The following is a 14658-nucleotide window of genomic DNA, read 5'->3' as shown; positions in this document are numbered from 1 at the left end:
GACCAGCGCGTTACGCGGCCGCAACTGACCCGAGGAGTTTCGATGCCGCTGACCCCGGCCGACGTCCATAACGTCGCCTTCAAGAAGCCGCCGATCGGCAAGCGGGGCTACGACGAGGAGGAGGTCGACGCTTTCCTGGACGAGGTCGAGCGCGAGCTCGCCCGGTTGATCGAGGAGAACAACGAGCTGCGCGCCCAGGTGGAGCGTGGCGGCCGGGGCGGCGCGCCGGCCGGCCCGGGGGCGGACCCCCGACTGGCCGCGGAGCTCAACGACGTCAAGGCCCAGCTCGACCGGGTGCAGCGCGACAAGGCGGCCGCCGAGCAGGCGGCCCGGGCGATGCAGGCCGAGCTGGAGCAGGTCCGCTCGCAGGGCGGCCCGGTCACCGGCGCCGACGGCGAGCAGCAGGCGCTGCGGGTGCTGATGATGGCCCAGCGCACCGCCGACGACCACGTCTCGGACGCCCGGCGGGAGGCCGACAAGCTGCTCTCCGACGCCCGGTCCAAGGCCGAGGAGGTCACCCGCGAGGCGCGGGCCAAGGCCGACGCCCTGGAGCGCGACGCCCGGCAGCGGCACCAGGAGGCGATGGGCGGCCTGGACGCCAAGCGCACCGCGCTGCAGAAGCACATCGAGGAGCTCAAGCAGTTCGAGCGCGAGTACCGCACCCGGCTCAAGGCCTACCTGGAGAGCCAGCTGCGTGACCTCGACGGTCGCGGCCAGGGCATCGAGGCGGAGCTGGTCCGGCCGGAAGGCAACCGGTCCGGCAGCGGCCCGGCGGGCCTGGCGGCGGCGGGCCTGTCCAGCTCGTACGGCGGAAGCCGCTCCGGCGCCCTCGAAGCCGGCCGCTGACCGCGGCCGGACGGCACCACGCCGCGGTCCGGCACGACGGCGGCGAGCGCTGACAAACCTAAAACGAGGCGGCGGGGGTGGCCGTGATAGTTGGAAGTCTCCTGCTCATCCTCGTCGCCGTGACCCTGCTCGTGCTCGGGTTGGCGACCGGTTCGAGTGGGCTGCTGATCAGCTCCATCGCGGCCAGCCTGCTGGCGGCCGTGGCGCTGGTGGTGGGGGCCAGGCAGGCGGTGGCCGGGCGGGCCGGGGCCGACGACCTCGACGACGCGGCGCACGTGCGGGCCGCGGCCAGGAACCGGTACGCGACCGCCCGGGGGGCCGGCCCCCGGGTCGGTGAGCCGGTGTGGCGGCCCGACGCGACCACCCCCACCGGCTACGCCGAGCCGGAGACGTACGCCGGCTCCGAGACGTACGCCGAGCCGGAGCGCTACCCCGGGTCGGAGAGCTACGCCGAGCCGGCCGGCTACGGCGGACGGTCCGGGCACCCGGACACGACGGCGTACGCCGAACCGGTCGAGGTCCTGGTGCCGGCCCAGGGAGGGGCCACCGACGCCGACGAGATGTGGCGACCGCCGACCGGAGCCGCCGACCCCGCGGCCGCCACCGGCCCGGCTGCCCCGACCGTCGACGAGTCCACGGACGAGCCTGCGGACGAACCCGCCGCCCAGCGCCTCGGAGCCGGCGACGAGGCCCGGCTGGCCCAGCTCGCTGCCGACGTGATGGTGGTCGACGGCCGACCCCGCTTCCATCTGCCCGGCTGCCCCCACCTGCGCGGCCGGGAGACCGATCTGCTGCCGGTCGGCGAGGCGGTCGAGCTCGGCTTCACCCCGTGTTCGCGGTGCGCGCCGGCCACCGCGCTGCTGGCCGAGACCCCCGGTGGCTGAGCACCGCCCCGCCGGCGCCGCCCGGCACGGCCGCCCCGCCGGCGCCGTCCGGCGCGGCGAGCGACGCTGATGCGCGGCCCGGACCCCGACGCGACGACCGCGGTCACCGTCGCGGTGCGGGTCCGTCCCGGCGCCTCGCGGACCCGGGTCGGTGGCCGGTACGACGGGCCGCTCGGACCGGCCCTGGTGATCTCCGTCAACGCCCCACCGGTCGACGGCCGGGCCACCGAGGCGGCTCGGCGGGCCCTCGCCGACGCGCTGCGGGTCCGCCCGGCGGCGGTGACGCTGCGCTCCGGGGCGGCGAGCCGCGACAAGCTGTTCCTGGTCCGACCGGCCACCCCGGCCGGCACGCCGACGATGTCGGAGCGGATCGACCGGCTGCGGGACGGGACGCCCGGGTGAGGGCCGCCCGCGCGGGACGTCCGTGAGTGATCGGCTCGAACTCGCACTGCTGCTCGGCGCCGCGGTGCTGCTGGCCGCCGTCGGCGCGGTCCGGCTCTCCACCCGGCTCGGGGTGCCCAGCCTGCTGTTCTATCTCGCGCTCGGGGTCGCCATCGGCGAGTCCGGCCTGGGCATCCGCTTCGACGACGTCGAGCTGACCCGCACGCTCGGGTTCTGCGCGCTCATCGTGATCATCGCCGAGGGCGGGTTGACCGCCCGGTGGAGCACCCTGCGTCCGGTGCTCGGGGTGGCCAGCGCGCTGGCGACCGTCGGGGTGCTGGTCAGCGTCGCGGTGGTGGGCGTGCTGCTGCACCTGCTGCTCGGGCTGGACTGGCGGTTGGCGCTGCTCTACGGCGCCGTACTGTCGTCGACCGACGCCGCCGCCGTCTTCGCCACGCTGCGCCGGATGCGCCTGCCGCCCCGGCTGGTCGCCACCCTGGAGGCCGAGTCGGGGATGAACGACGCGCCGGTGGTGCTGCTGGTGATCCTGCTCTCCGCGGCCGAGTTCGGCGCCCGGCCGTGGTGGCTCGAAGTGCTGGTGGTCGGCTACGAGCTGACGGCGGGCGCGGCGCTCGGTTTCCTGGTCGGGATGGGTGGACGGTGGGCGCTGCCGCGGGCCGCCCTGCCGGCGTCCGGGCTCTACCCGATCGCCGCGGTGGGGCTGACCGTGCTCGCCTACGGCGCCGCCACGGTGTCGCACGCGTCCGGGTTCATCGCCGTCTACGTCGCCGGAGTCGTGCTGGGCAACGCCCGGCTGCCGCACCGCCAGGCCATCCTCGGCTTCGCCGACGGGCTTGCCTGGATCGCCCAGATCGGGCTGTTCGTCCTGCTCGGACTGCTGGTCTCGCCGAGCCGGTTGGACCAGGCGCTGCTGCCGGCGGTGCTGGCCGGGCTGGCGTTGGTGCTGCTGGCCCGACCGCTGTCGGTGCTGGTCTCCGCGACCGGGTTCGGGATCCGGGCCCGGGAACAGGCGTTTCTGTCCTGGGCCGGGCTGCGGGGCGCGGTCCCGATCGTGCTGGCCACGATCCCGCTCTCCGAGGGGGTGCCGGGCGCCAGCCGGCTGTTCGACGCGGTCTTCGTCCTCGTGGTGATCTTCACGTTGGCGCAGACCGGGACGCTCGCCCCGGTGGCCCGCTGGCTGCGGGTGACCGCCCCGGCCGAGGCGACCGAGATCCGGGTGGAGTCGGCACCGCTGGACCGGATGGAGGCCGATCTGCTGCAGATCGAGGTCTCCGCGGGTTCCCGGCTGGCGGGCGTGCACATCGACGAGCTGCGGCTGCCGGTCGGCGCCGTGGTCACGCTCGTGCTGCGGGACGGGGAGGGGTTCGTGCCCGGCCCGGACACCCGGTTGCGGACCGGCGACAACCTGCTGATCGTCGCCACCGGCCGGGTGCGGGACGCCGCCGAGCGCCGGCTGCGGGCGGTGAGCCGGCGGGGCCGGCTGGCCCGCTGGTACGGCGAACGCGGTGCGGACCGCAGCGGGTGAGCTATGTACCATATGCGGGTTGTGCCGGGCCGTCCCGCCGCGCTGCGGTGCGGCGTGTTGTCGGACGTCTGTACGTTCCGTATTCTTGCCAACCTCCGGAGTGCGCGGCGTCCCGCCGCGCGCCCGTTTTGCAAGTGGGGGACGCCATGGCCGAATCGGCGCACATCGCCGGACCGGTCGCGGTGCCGCACGCCGGGTCGAGCGGACGGCCGATCGCGGCCGTCCGGTCCACCCATGGTGGCGCTGGGGGATCCTGTCCAGGCACCGTCGATCGCCGCGGCTCGCGGCCTAGGGAGTGACGATGGCGAAGCCAACTGAGACCAGGACCGCCGGCCGCAAGCCGGCGGCGAAGGCCGCCCGCAGTGCCGCGGAGACGGAGAAGATCCGGGCCGCGCTGGCCGCCCGCCGGGACGAACTGAAGGCCGAGTACGATCAGACGCTGAGCGAGATCACCGAGCTGCAGCGGGACCGGCTGACCGACTCGGCCGGCGACGACCAGGCCGACACCGGCACCAAGACCGGCGAGCGGGAGCAGGAAATCTCCCTCGCCAACAGCATCCTGGAACGGATCACGCAGGTGGAACGGGCGCTGGAGCGGCTCGACGAGGGCGGCTACGGCTGGTGCGAGCGGTGCGGCAACCCGATCCCGGTGGAGCGGCTGGCCGCGTTCCCGTCCGCGACCCTCTGCGTCTCCTGCAAGCAACTGGAAGAGCGACGGTGACCGCCGGGGGGACCACCGCTGGACACCGATGAGGAGCAGATGACGCGGGCAGCATCGGCCGCCGGTGACACCGGCGGGCCGCCGGAGCGCCCGCGTCGGCGGCGGCCGGTCATCGTCCTGTTGGCCGTCGCGGCCGTCGCGGTGCTCGCCGACCTCGGCACCAAGCACCTCGCGGTGCTGGCTCTGTCCGACCGCGAGCCGGTGCAGCTGCTCGGCGGCGCCGTCTACCTGAACCTCACCCGCAACAGCGGGGCGGCGTTCAGCCTGGCCCGGGACCACACCTGGATCTTCCCGATCGTCACCGTCGGAGTCGCCGGCTGGATCGGCTGGCTGGCGCTGCGGCTGCGGTCGCTGCCCTGGGCGGTCGCGCTCGGCCTGGTCCTCGGCGGGGCGCTCGGCAATCTGGTCGACCGGATCTTCCGGGCCCCCGGCACCTTCGTCGGGCACGTGGTCGACATGATCAGCCTCTTCGACCCGTACGGCCGGGTCTGGCCGGTCTTCAACCTGGCCGACAGCGCCCTGGTCACCGGGGTGTCGCTCGCCGTGCTGCTGGAACTGACCGGCCGTCAACGCGACGGCACCCGGATCGGTCGCGGCGCCCCCGCTGCGGTCCCGACCGGTTCCGACCCGGATCGGAGCGGCCGATGAACCCGCCGACCAGTCCGGGGCAGCTCCGGCCAGTCGGTGACACGCGTTCCCTGCCGGTGCCGGACGGACTCGACGGGATGCGCCTGGACCAGGCGGTGTCCCGGCTGTTCGGGCTCTCCCGGACCGCCGCGGCGGCACTCGTCGAGGCCGGTGACGCCCTCGTCGACGGGACCGCCCGGCCGAAGTCCGAACGGGTCGCGGCCGGCTCCTGGCTGGAGGTCACGCTGCCCGCTCCGCCGGCGGCGGTGACCGTCGTCCCGCAGGCCGTCGCCGGTCTGCGGGTCGTCTACGCCGACGACGACATCGTCGTGGTCGACAAGCCGGTCGGTGTCGCCGCCCACCCCAGTCCAGGGTGGACCGGACCGACCGTGATCGGCGGCCTCGCCGCGATCGGGCACACCATCGCCACCAGCGGCGCCGCCGAACGGCAGGGCGTGGTGCACCGGCTCGACGTCGGCACCTCGGGGGTGATGGTGGTGGCCAAGAGCGAGCAGGCGTACAGCCACCTGAAGCGGGCCTTCAAGGCGCGCGAGGTGGAGAAGCGCTACCACGCGGTCGTGCAGGGCCATCCCGACCCGCTGCGCGGCACCATCGACGCGCCGATCGACCGACACCCGGTGCACGACTACCGGTGGGCGGTGATGGCCGACGGCAAGCCCAGCGTGACCCACTACGACACGCTCGAGGCGTTCCCCGCGGCGAGCCTGCTCGACGTCCGGCTGGAGACCGGCCGCACCCACCAGATCCGGGTGCACATGTCCGCCCTGCGGCACCCCTGCGTGGGCGACCTCACATATGGCGCGGATCCCACGCTCGCCGCCCGGCTCGGGCTGACCCGTCAGTGGCTGCACGCCCACGAACTGGGCTTTCTACACCCCCGTACGGCCGAAGAGGTTCGGTTCGTCAGCGACTACCCTGACGATCTGAGGCACGCACTCGCCGTCCTGCGTGACTGAGCGGGCGCCGGGCCTACCGACCACCACCCGACCAGGGGAGTGCCACCACGTGCGTGCCGGCGACCTGTTGCGACAGCTGGACCGTCGGCTGCTGCCCCCGTTGGGGCGCGGCCTGGCCCGGCTCGGGCACGGTCCGGTCCGGTTGCGGATGCTGACCGGGGTGGCCCTGTTGTCGTCCGCCGCCGTCCTGGTGACCGCCGTCTGGGCCGCCGAACGGCGTCCGGTCGGAGATCCGACAGTCGGCGAGGTGACCCGGATCGGTGTCGTCGAGGGACAGTCGATCCCCGGCTACGTCGCGTCGACCCGGGGCGAACTGGCCGAGTTGCTGGCCGCACCGGCGACCGGCCCGGCCGTCCGGACCTACGCGCTGGTCGCGCTCGCCGCCTACCTCGGCCCGGACCGGCTCGCGCCGGTGCTGGCCGGCGCCGAGGTCACGGAGGTCTTCGCCCGGGTTCCCCTGCCGCAGATCCAGACGGAGATCGTCCGGATCCCGGCCGCCCGGCTGCCCGGTGACGTGACCGAGGGGATGCTGCGGGTGGCCGAGGAGAAGGACCGCGAGGTGGCGGACTACCGGCAACGCAGCGCCGCGGTCACCGGCAGCGGAGACCGGGCCGCCGGGCTGCGCCGCTGGTACGACAGCGGCGCCGAGGTGGCCAGCGCGGAGGCCACCGGCTACCGCAGCCGCTGCTCCTGCCTCTACGCGGCGGTGGTGCGGGCCGACGCGGCCACCCTGGACCGGATCGCCCGCCGGTCCGAGGTCCGGGCCGTCGACCCGGCCCCGGAGGTGACCCGGTTGGACCGGGCCGTCTTCTCCCCGCCACTGCCGGACCAGCACGACGTGGTCCGGCCGCCGGCCGACTCGCAGTTGCCGGCGCCGGCCACCGGCGGCGTACCGGCGCAACCAGTGCAACCGGCGCAACCGCCGCCGCTGTCGGCCACGCCGTCGGCGTCGGTCACCGCGCCGCCCACCGACCCGGCTTCCCCGCCGGAGCCGAGCGCGGCGCCGAGCACGGACCCGTCCCCGTCGAGCCCGGCCCCGGACGCCGAGCCGTCCCCGGTCGACGTGGAGGAGAGCAGCCCGATGGCGGTGCCGTAGCCCCTGGTCGGGGTGGCCGGCGAACGGAAAGCCGGGCGTTGAGGTGATGGAAGGAAATCCCGCGCAGTGGGTCACGACAGCGGGATGAGTGCTCTGGTGTGGCCTGAACAGGTTTTGCTTCGTAGCCTGTCAGGGCGGGACCGATAACGCTGGGAGGGCGAGCCGTGGACGGCACCGAGACCGGCTGGGGCCGGCCGGCGGAATCAGCACCCCGCTGGCGGGCTCTGCTCGACCGGGCCCGGCTGGCTGGCCGCACCGGCGACTCCCCGGACCAGGGTGAGCGTGGCGACGAGGCCGGTCAGGCCGACCGGCCCGGCCGGCTCGCCGGCAACGGCGCCCAGGGCCGGGCCAGCATCGGCGCTCCGGGCGAGCCCGAACCGGGCTACCGGCCCGGCCCGCCGGCCGACCCGCACTACGGTGCCGGGCCGGGCTACCATCCCGGTGCCGGCCCCGGGCGCCCCGGGTCCGGCTATTCCGGGTCCACCCCGGTGCCCCGGCCGATCCGACCCCGTCGGGCCGGTTATCCGGCCGCCCCCGGACAGGCGTCGCCGGCCGAGGGCGGTTACCCGGCCGAGGCCGGTTACCCCGCCGGTGCCGGCTACCCGGCGGGTCCGCCACCGCGGCCCGGTGCCGACCCCGGCCCGCCGCCCGGCGAGTCGCGCTACGCGCTGCTGGAGAACGGTTACCAGCCGGAGCCGCGGCAGTCCCGCTACGCGCTGCTCGACGGCTACCGCACCGCCCCGGTCGCGCCGCCCCCGGTGGTGGCGCCGCCGCCGGTCCCGCCACCCGCGCCCCCGCCACCCGGGCCGCCGGTCGCGCACCCCCCGGTCGCGCCGCCGCCGGTGCATCCCGGTCCGGAGCGGATGCCCGCCCCGCCGCTGCCGCCGGCCCGGCGCGGCCATCCTCCGGTGCCGCCGCAGCCCGCCCCCGAGCGGGCCCGGGTGACCCGCGAGGCCGGCTACCCGGCCCGGGTGGAGTGGCAGGAGAGCCGGACCGACAGCGAGGTCGAGCGGGCGGTGAGCGTGCTGCGCCGCGACCTCGGCACCCCGCGGGTGCTGGCCTTCGCCAACCCCAAGGGGGGCGTACACAAGACCACCGCGACCGTCCTCGGCGCTGCCACCATCGGCAGCGTGCGCGGCCGGGGCGTGCTGGCCTGGGACGACAACGAGCTGCGCGGCACCCTCGGGCTGCGGGCCGGCAGTGCCCGACACGCCCGGACGATCCGGCACCTGGTCGCCGACCTGCTGGACGTCGAGTCCCGGCACGGCGCCGACCTGACCGACCGGCTCGACGACTACCTGCGGCACGCCTCCGACGGCTCGTACGACGTGCTGGCCGGGGAGGAGAGCCCACGCTTCGCCCAACGGCTCGACCAGCACACCGTCCGCCGGGTGCTGGAGCTGCTGCGCCGCACCCACGACGTGATCTGCGTGGACACCGGCAACAACGTGGAGAGCGCGAACTGGCAGACCGTGCTGCAGGCCGCCGACCAGCTGGTCGTCACCACGGTGCCGCGCGAGGACGCCGCCTTCACCGCCGACTGGATGCTCGACCTGCTGCACGACGTCGGGATGGGCGAGCTGGCCGACAACGCGGTGACCCTGCTCTCCTGCCCGACTCCGGGCCGGTCGCCGCTCCTGGACGATCTGCAGCGGCACTTCGCCACCCGGACCCGGGCGGTGGCGGTGGTGCCGTACGACGCCGCGCTGGAGACCGGCTCCTCCATCGAGTACCACCAGCTCCAGGACGAGACCCGGCAGGCGTGGCTGCTGGCGGCATCGGTGATGGTCGAACCCTTCGCCCGCTGACCCCGCGGCCCGGTGCCTGGCCGGCCGATCACTTCAGGACTAGGCTGCCAGCGGCGCCGGGGGGTGGCGCAGAGGTGGAGGGGATCCGTGGCTGACTCGTTCGTGCACCTGCACGTACACACCGAGTACTCGATGCTCGACGGGGCGGCCCGACTCAAGGACCTGTTCGCCGAGGCCAACCGGCTCGGCATGCCCGCGCTGGCGATGACCGACCACGGCAACCTGTTCGGGGCGTACGACTTCTACAAGCAGGCCACCGCGGCCGGGATCCGGCCGATCATCGGCAGCGAGATGTATCTCACCCCGGGCACCGACCGGCGGGACCGGACCCGGGTGCGCTGGGCCGACGGCGGCGAGAACGACGTCTCCGGCGGTGGCGCGTACACCCACCTGACCATGCTCGCCGCGGACGGTGACGGGCTGCGCAACCTGTTCCGGATGCAGTCGCGGGCCAGCCTGGAGGGGTACTTCTACAAGCCGCGCGCGGACCGCGAACTGCTGCACGAGTACGGCAAGGGGATCATCGCCACCACCGGCTGCCCCTCCGGCGAGGTGCAGACCTGGCTGCGGATCGGCAACTTCGACAAGGCGTGCGAGTCGGCGGCCGAGTTCCGGGACATCTTCGGTGCGGACAACTACTACCTGGAGCTGATGGACCACGGTCTGGACATCGAGACCCGGGTCCGGCAGGACCTGATCCGGCTCGGCAAGCGGCTCAACCTCAAGCCGGTGGCCACCAACGACCTGCACTACACCTACGACCGGGATGCCGACGCGCACGAGGTGCTGCTCTGCGTGCAGTCCGGGTCGACGATGGCCGACCCGAAGCGGTTCAAGTTCGACGCCCGGGACTTCTACCTCAAGTCGCCGGCCGAGATGCGGGCGCTGTGGGACGCGGAGGTGCCGGGCGCCTGCGACAACACCCTGGAGATCGCCGAGAAGATCGGCGACTACTCGGCGCTGTTCGCCTCCCGCAACCTGATGCCGCAGTTCCCGGTGCCGGCCGGCGAGACCGAGGAGACCTTCCTGCGCAAGGAGGTGCTGCGCGGGCTGGAGCGGCGGTTCCCCGGCGGCGTGCCGGAGGGGCACCGCAAGCAGGCCGAGTACGAGCTCGACGTGATCCTGAAGATGGGCTTCCCCGGCTACTTCCTGGTCACCGCCGACCTGGTGGACTACGCCAAGCGGGAGGGCATCCGGGTCGGTCCGGGCCGTGGGTCGGCCGCCGGCGCCCTGATCGCGTACGCCCTGGGCATCACCGAGCTGGACCCGATCCCGCACGGCCTGCTCTTCGAACGGTTCCTCAACCCCGACCGCGTCTCGATGCCCGACATCGACATGGACTTCGACGAGCGTCGGCGCGGCGACATGATCCGGTACGCGACCGAGCGGTACGGCGAGGAGCGGGTCGCCCAGATCATCACCTACGGCACGATCAAGGCGAAGGCGGCGGTGAAGGACGCCGCCCGGGTGCTCGGCTACCCGTTCGCGATGGGCGACCGGATCACCAAGGCGATGCCGCCGCCGGTGATGGGCAAGGACATCCCGCTCGGCGGCATCTTCGACCCGAAGCACCCGCGCTACCCGGAGGCGGTGGAGTTCCGCCAGCTCTACGAGTCCGACGCCGAGGTCAAGAAGATCGTCGACACGGCCAAGGGGCTGGAGGGGCTCAAGCGGCAGTGGGGGGTGCACGCCGCCGGGGTGATCCTGTCCCGGGACCCGCTGATGGACGTGCTGCCGATCCAGAAGCGCGAGCAGGACGGCGCCATCATCACCCAGTGGGACATGGGCGCCTGCGAGACCATCGGCCTGCTCAAGATGGACTTCCTGGGCCTGCGCAACCTCACCGTGATGGACGACTGCGTCGAGTCGATCAAGGAGAACCGGGGCCTGGACATGGTCCTGGAGGAGCTGCCGCTGGACGACAAACCCACCTACGAGCTGCTGGCCCGGGGCGACACGCTCGGGGTGTTCCAGCTCGACGGCGGGCCGATGCGGTCGCTGCTGCGCTCGATGGTGCCGGACAACTTCGAGGACATCTCGGCGGTGCTCGCCCTCTACCGGCCGGGTCCGATGGGCGCCAACGCCCACAACGAGTACGCCGACCGCAAGAACAACCGCAAGCCGGTGGTGCCGATCCACCCGGAGCTGGCCGAGCCGCTCGCCGAGATCCTGGGCGACACCTACGGGTTGATCGTCTACCAGGAGCAGGTGATGGCGATCGCCCAGCAGCTCGCCGGCTACACCCTCGGCGCCGCCGACCTGCTGCGCCGGGCGATGGGCAAGAAGAAGAAGGAGATCCTGGACAAGGAGTACGTGCCGTTCTCGCAGGGCATGCGGGACAACGGCTACTCCCCGGAGGCGATCAAGACGCTCTGGGACATCCTGGTCCCGTTCTCCGACTACGCCTTCAACAAGGCACACACCGCCGGGTACGGGCTGGTCTCGTACTGGACCGCGTACCTCAAGGCCAACTACCCGGCCGAGTACATGGCCGCCCTGCTCACCAGCGTCGGCGACGACAAGGACAAGGCCGCCGTCTACCTGGCCGAGTGCCGGCGGATGAGGATCAAGGTCCTGCCGCCGGACGTGAACGAGTCCAACGCCCGGTTCGCCGCGGTCGGCGAGAACATCCGGTTCGGCCTCGCCGCGGTCCGCAACGTCGGCGTCAACGTGGTGGAGTCCATCCGGCGCAACCGCCGGGAGAAGGGCGCCTACACCGACTTCTACGACTACCTGCGCAAGGTCGACGCCGTCGCCTGCAACAAGCGCACCGTCGAATCGCTGATCAAGGCGGGCGCCTTCGACTCGCTCGGGCACACCCGCAAGGGGCTGCTCGCCGTGCACGCCGACGCGATCGACTCCTTCCTCGACATCAAGCGCAACGAGGCGGTCGGCCAGTACGACCTGTTCGGCGACGCGTTCGGCGCCGGCGACGGCGCGCCCGGCGGCGCGATGGTGGTCACCCCGCAGATTCCCAGCACCGAGTGGGACAAGACCGACCTGCTCACCTTCGAACGGGAGATGCTCGGGCTCTACGTCTCCGACCACCCGCTGTTCGGGGTGGAGCACGTGCTCGCCGCGGCGGCCGACCGCTCCATCGCCTCGCTCGGCGAGGAGGGGGCTGTGCCCGACGGCCAGGTGGTGACCCTCGCGGGGATCCTCTCCGGGGTGCAGCGGCGGATCACCAAGCAGGGCCGGGCGTGGGCGTCGGCGAGCCTGGAGGACCTGGGCGGCGCGGTCGAGGTGCTGTTCTTCCCGAACACCTACGAACTCGTCGGCCAGTACATCGCCGAGGACGCCATCGTCGTGGTGAAGGGCCGGGTGGACCGGCGCGACGACCAGCCCCGGCTGATGGCGATGGACCTGTCGGTGCCGGAGATCACCGCGGCCGACGAGGTGAAGCCCGTCATCCTCGCGCTGCCGCCGGCCCGCTGCACCCCGCCGCTGGTGGAGCGGCTGCGGGAGGTGCTGACCAGCCATCCCGGGTCGGCCGAGGTGCACGTCCGGCTGGTCAACGGTTCCCGGGCGACGGTGCTGCGGCTGGGACCGCTGCGGGTGGCGCCCACCACGGCGCTGATGGCCGACCTCAAGGCGCTGCTCGGCCCCAGCGCGGTGGCCGGCTGAGAAGCGGCGGTCACCCGGCCGGACCGGCAGGTGGCCGGGAAACCGGCCGGATCGCGGCTCCGCCGCCCGGCCGCCGGTCCGCGGCCACCGATCGCGGCTCCGCCGCCCGATCCGCCGGTCCGCGGCCACCGATCCCGGGTCCGCCGGCCGGATCGCCGGTCCGGCCTGAGAGGATCACCAGGTGAGCCCGGCCACTTCCGAACCCCATCCGCCGTCCGGAGACGCCGGCGACGGCACGTCGCTGCCGGCTGACCCGACCGTGCCGGCCGCCCAGACCGGCCCCACGGCGGCCGGCCCGGTTTCGGCCGGCCCGGTCCCGGCCGGGCCGCCGGTCGGCGGTGGCCGACGGCCCGGGTTGGCGGCGCTTGTCGGAGTTGCGACGGCCGCCGGGATCACCCTGCTGGGACTGCCGATCGGGTTGCTCTGGGCGGCCCTCGCCCCGGCCGTGCCGGTCCGCAAAACCGCGGACGGGGCGGTCCTGACCCAGGCCCAGCCGGAGGAGTTCATCGCCGCCGACGGCTGGTTCACGCTTATCGGGCTCTGCTTCGGCGTGGCGACCGCGATCGCGGTCTGGCTGCTGCTGCGCCGCCGGCGCGGGCCCTTCGGCCTGATCGTCGCGGTGCTCGGCGCGCTCGGCGCGGCGGTGGTCGCCTGGCAGGTCGGGCGCCGGATCGGCCTCGCCGAGTACCAGCGGCTGCTCGCCGACGCCCAGGTCGGGGACATTCTCAACCGGCCGCCGGACCTGCGGGCCGGTGGCTTCGAGTGGGTGCTGGGGGTGATCCCGACGATCCAGGGCAACCTGCTGCTGCCGGCATTCGGCGTGGCGGTCATGTACACCCTGCTCGCGGGCTGGTCGGGGCACCCCTCGCTGCGACCTGAGCCCGACCACCTGCGATACGACGCCGGTCCCGGCGGACCGCCGGCGGGAACGGGAACGGCAACGGTGGAAACCGCCGGGGGGTTCGGTGCCGGTGGCGCAGGTGATGTCGCTGAGGCGAACGGAGCCGCCGTCGTCACCGATCCGGGCACCGCCAGCGACGTTCCTGCTGCCGACCAGACGGCCGGGGGCGGCGAGCCGCCGGTGGTCAGTTGGGGCTCGTCGGAACGGCCAGCTCCGGCAGCGGCACCGGCACCGCCCGAACCTGGCGCAACAGAGTCGCCTCGCGGGTGAGCAGACGCAGCTCGGCGCGGAGCCGACCGGCCGTGTCCAGGGTGGCCAGCAGCCGTTGACGGTCCGCCAGGCTCAGCGCCGCGGTCGCCGCCACCAGGTGCGACAACACCGTCGGATCGTCAGGCAGCTGCTCGGAGATCTCCTCCGGATCGTCCCGGATCAGCCCCAGGTACTGCCGGAAGACCGCGAGCACCCGGGGCGCGAGCAGGTCGGCCACGTCCTCCCGACCGGCCGGCTCGGGCAGCCAGTCCACCGCCGCGGTCAGATACGGTTCGGACCCCTCCGCCACGTCGACGATCCGGAACCGCCGCCGCCCCACCGTCACCACGTCGAACCGGCCGTCCGGTAACTCGGTCACCTGGCGCAACTCGGCCGTGCAACCCACCTCGTGCAGCACCGCCCCGCCCCGGCCCGGCCCGGTCCCGTACCCGCCCGAAGGCCCGCCGCCACCCGCCCCGGCACCGGGACCGGCGCCGCCGGTCGGGCCACCCGAGCCGGTCGGGCCACCGGCCTCGGCCGGGCCGCTGGGGCCGCTGGGGCCGCTGGGGCCGATGGTGCCGGTGGTGCCGATCGGGCCGACCGAGCTGGGCTGGCCGCCGGGGCCGGCCGCGGTGGTGGCGGCCGACCACCCGCTGCGGACCGCGACCACGCCGAACTCGCGGGGGGTGCCGTCGGGCAGCCCGATCAGATGGCGGATCAGCGCCCGGTAGCGCTCCTCGAAGATGTGCAGCGGCAGCACCAGGCCGGGAAACAGCACCGTCCCGAGCGGGAAGACCGGCAGCCGCGCACTCACCGGTCGAGCCTAACCTCCGACGCCAGCCCGGCCGGCGGCGGAGCCGCCGGCTACCGGTGAGCGATCACCTCGGCGCCCGCCCCCGGACCCTCCCGGCGCCGGCCCGCGTTCGCCCGTGGCCGGGCTCACCGTCCCGCCCGCTGGACGGCCTCGGCCCGACCATCAGCGGCCGCCTAGACTCGCA

General features: G+C 74.1%; 12 protein-coding genes. 11 read left to right on the top strand and 1 reads right to left on the bottom strand.

All coding sequences use genetic code 11. The features are described 5' to 3' along the window. Positions 1 to 42 precede the first annotated feature (42 nt). From O7627_RS22905 to O7627_RS22855, 11 genes are all read left to right on the top strand, one after another. Positions 43 to 846 (top strand): DivIVA domain-containing protein, encoded by an 804-nt coding sequence (locus tag O7627_RS22905; protein ID WP_278095553.1) that lies wholly within the window; start codon positions 43 to 45, stop codon positions 844 to 846. Between the two features lie 230 nt (positions 847 to 1076). Further along, the gene (locus O7627_RS22900; protein ID WP_278098385.1) at positions 1077 to 1730 is read left to right on the top strand and encodes a hypothetical protein; all 654 of its coding nucleotides are present in this window, start codon (positions 1077 to 1079) and stop codon (positions 1728 to 1730) included. Between the two features lie 69 nt (positions 1731 to 1799). Next, on the top strand, positions 1800 to 2132 hold the full coding sequence (locus O7627_RS22895) for a DUF167 domain-containing protein (protein WP_278095552.1): 333 nt from the start codon (positions 1800 to 1802) through the stop codon (positions 2130 to 2132). A 22-nt stretch (positions 2133 to 2154) separates the two neighbouring features. Then, positions 2155 to 3657 carry a potassium/proton antiporter gene (locus O7627_RS22890; RefSeq protein ID WP_278095551.1) on the top strand — a complete coding sequence of 501 codons (1503 nt, stop codon included), beginning with the start codon at positions 2155 to 2157 and terminating at the stop codon, positions 3655 to 3657. Positions 3658 to 3958: 301 nt separating this feature from the next. Further along, positions 3959 to 4378 (top strand): TraR/DksA C4-type zinc finger protein, encoded by a 420-nt coding sequence (locus tag O7627_RS22885; RefSeq protein WP_278095550.1) that lies wholly within the window; start codon positions 3959 to 3961, stop codon positions 4376 to 4378. Positions 4379 to 4417: 39 nt separating this feature from the next. Beyond that, positions 4418 to 5026 carry a signal peptidase II gene (lspA, locus tag O7627_RS22880; RefSeq protein WP_278095549.1) on the top strand — a complete coding sequence of 203 codons (609 nt, stop codon included), beginning with the start codon at positions 4418 to 4420 and terminating at the stop codon, positions 5024 to 5026. Beyond that, a complete protein-coding gene (locus tag O7627_RS22875) occupies positions 5023 to 5982 on the top strand; it encodes an RluA family pseudouridine synthase (protein WP_278095548.1) in 960 nt (319 codons plus the stop codon). Before lspA ends, O7627_RS22875 begins: the two co-directional genes overlap by 4 nt. A gap of 49 nt (positions 5983 to 6031) precedes the next feature. Then, positions 6032 to 7078, top strand: a complete 1047-nt coding sequence (locus O7627_RS22870) for a hypothetical protein (protein WP_278095547.1) — start codon at positions 6032 to 6034, stop codon at positions 7076 to 7078. Positions 7079 to 7242: 164 nt separating this feature from the next. After that, positions 7243 to 8886, top strand: coding sequence for an AAA family ATPase (locus tag O7627_RS22865; RefSeq protein ID WP_278095546.1), 1644 nt, complete (start codon positions 7243 to 7245; stop codon positions 8884 to 8886). Between the two features lie 87 nt (positions 8887 to 8973). Beyond that, entirely contained in the window at positions 8974 to 12510 is a 3537-nt protein-coding gene (gene dnaE, locus O7627_RS22860) for a DNA polymerase III subunit alpha (RefSeq protein ID WP_278095545.1), read from the top strand. A 181-nt stretch (positions 12511 to 12691) separates the two neighbouring features. Continuing rightward, positions 12692 to 13681 carry a DUF2567 domain-containing protein gene (locus O7627_RS22855; RefSeq protein ID WP_278095544.1) on the top strand — a complete coding sequence of 330 codons (990 nt, stop codon included), beginning with the start codon at positions 12692 to 12694 and terminating at the stop codon, positions 13679 to 13681. Here O7627_RS22855 and O7627_RS22850 read toward each other — a convergent pair. After that, positions 13596 to 14474 (bottom strand): LON peptidase substrate-binding domain-containing protein, encoded by an 879-nt coding sequence (locus O7627_RS22850; RefSeq protein WP_347404668.1) that lies wholly within the window; start codon positions 14472 to 14474, stop codon positions 13596 to 13598. The genes O7627_RS22855 and O7627_RS22850 overlap by 86 nt on opposite strands. Positions 14475 to 14658 lie beyond the last annotated feature (184 nt).

Source organism: Solwaraspora sp. WMMD1047 (assembly GCF_029626155.1).
GTDB lineage: Bacteria > Actinomycetota > Actinomycetes > Mycobacteriales > Micromonosporaceae > WMMD1047.
This window is presented reverse-complemented; position numbering and strand designations above follow the sequence as displayed.

Excerpts from the sequence above, each read along its gene's own strand:
- O7627_RS22895 (WP_278095552.1), top strand. The coding sequence starts at position 1,800 with ATGCGCGGCCCGGACCCCGACGCGACGACCGCGGTCACCGTCGCGGTG.
- O7627_RS22905 (WP_278095553.1), top strand. The coding sequence starts at position 43 with ATGCCGCTGACCCCGGCCGACGTCCATAACGTCGCCTTCAAGAAGCCG.
- lspA (WP_278095549.1), top strand. The coding sequence starts at position 4,418 with ATGACGCGGGCAGCATCGGCCGCCGGTGACACCGGCGGGCCGCCGGAG.
- O7627_RS22875 (WP_278095548.1), top strand. The coding sequence starts at position 5,023 with ATGAACCCGCCGACCAGTCCGGGGCAGCTCCGGCCAGTCGGTGACACG.
- O7627_RS22885 (WP_278095550.1), top strand. The coding sequence starts at position 3,959 with ATGGCGAAGCCAACTGAGACCAGGACCGCCGGCCGCAAGCCGGCGGCG.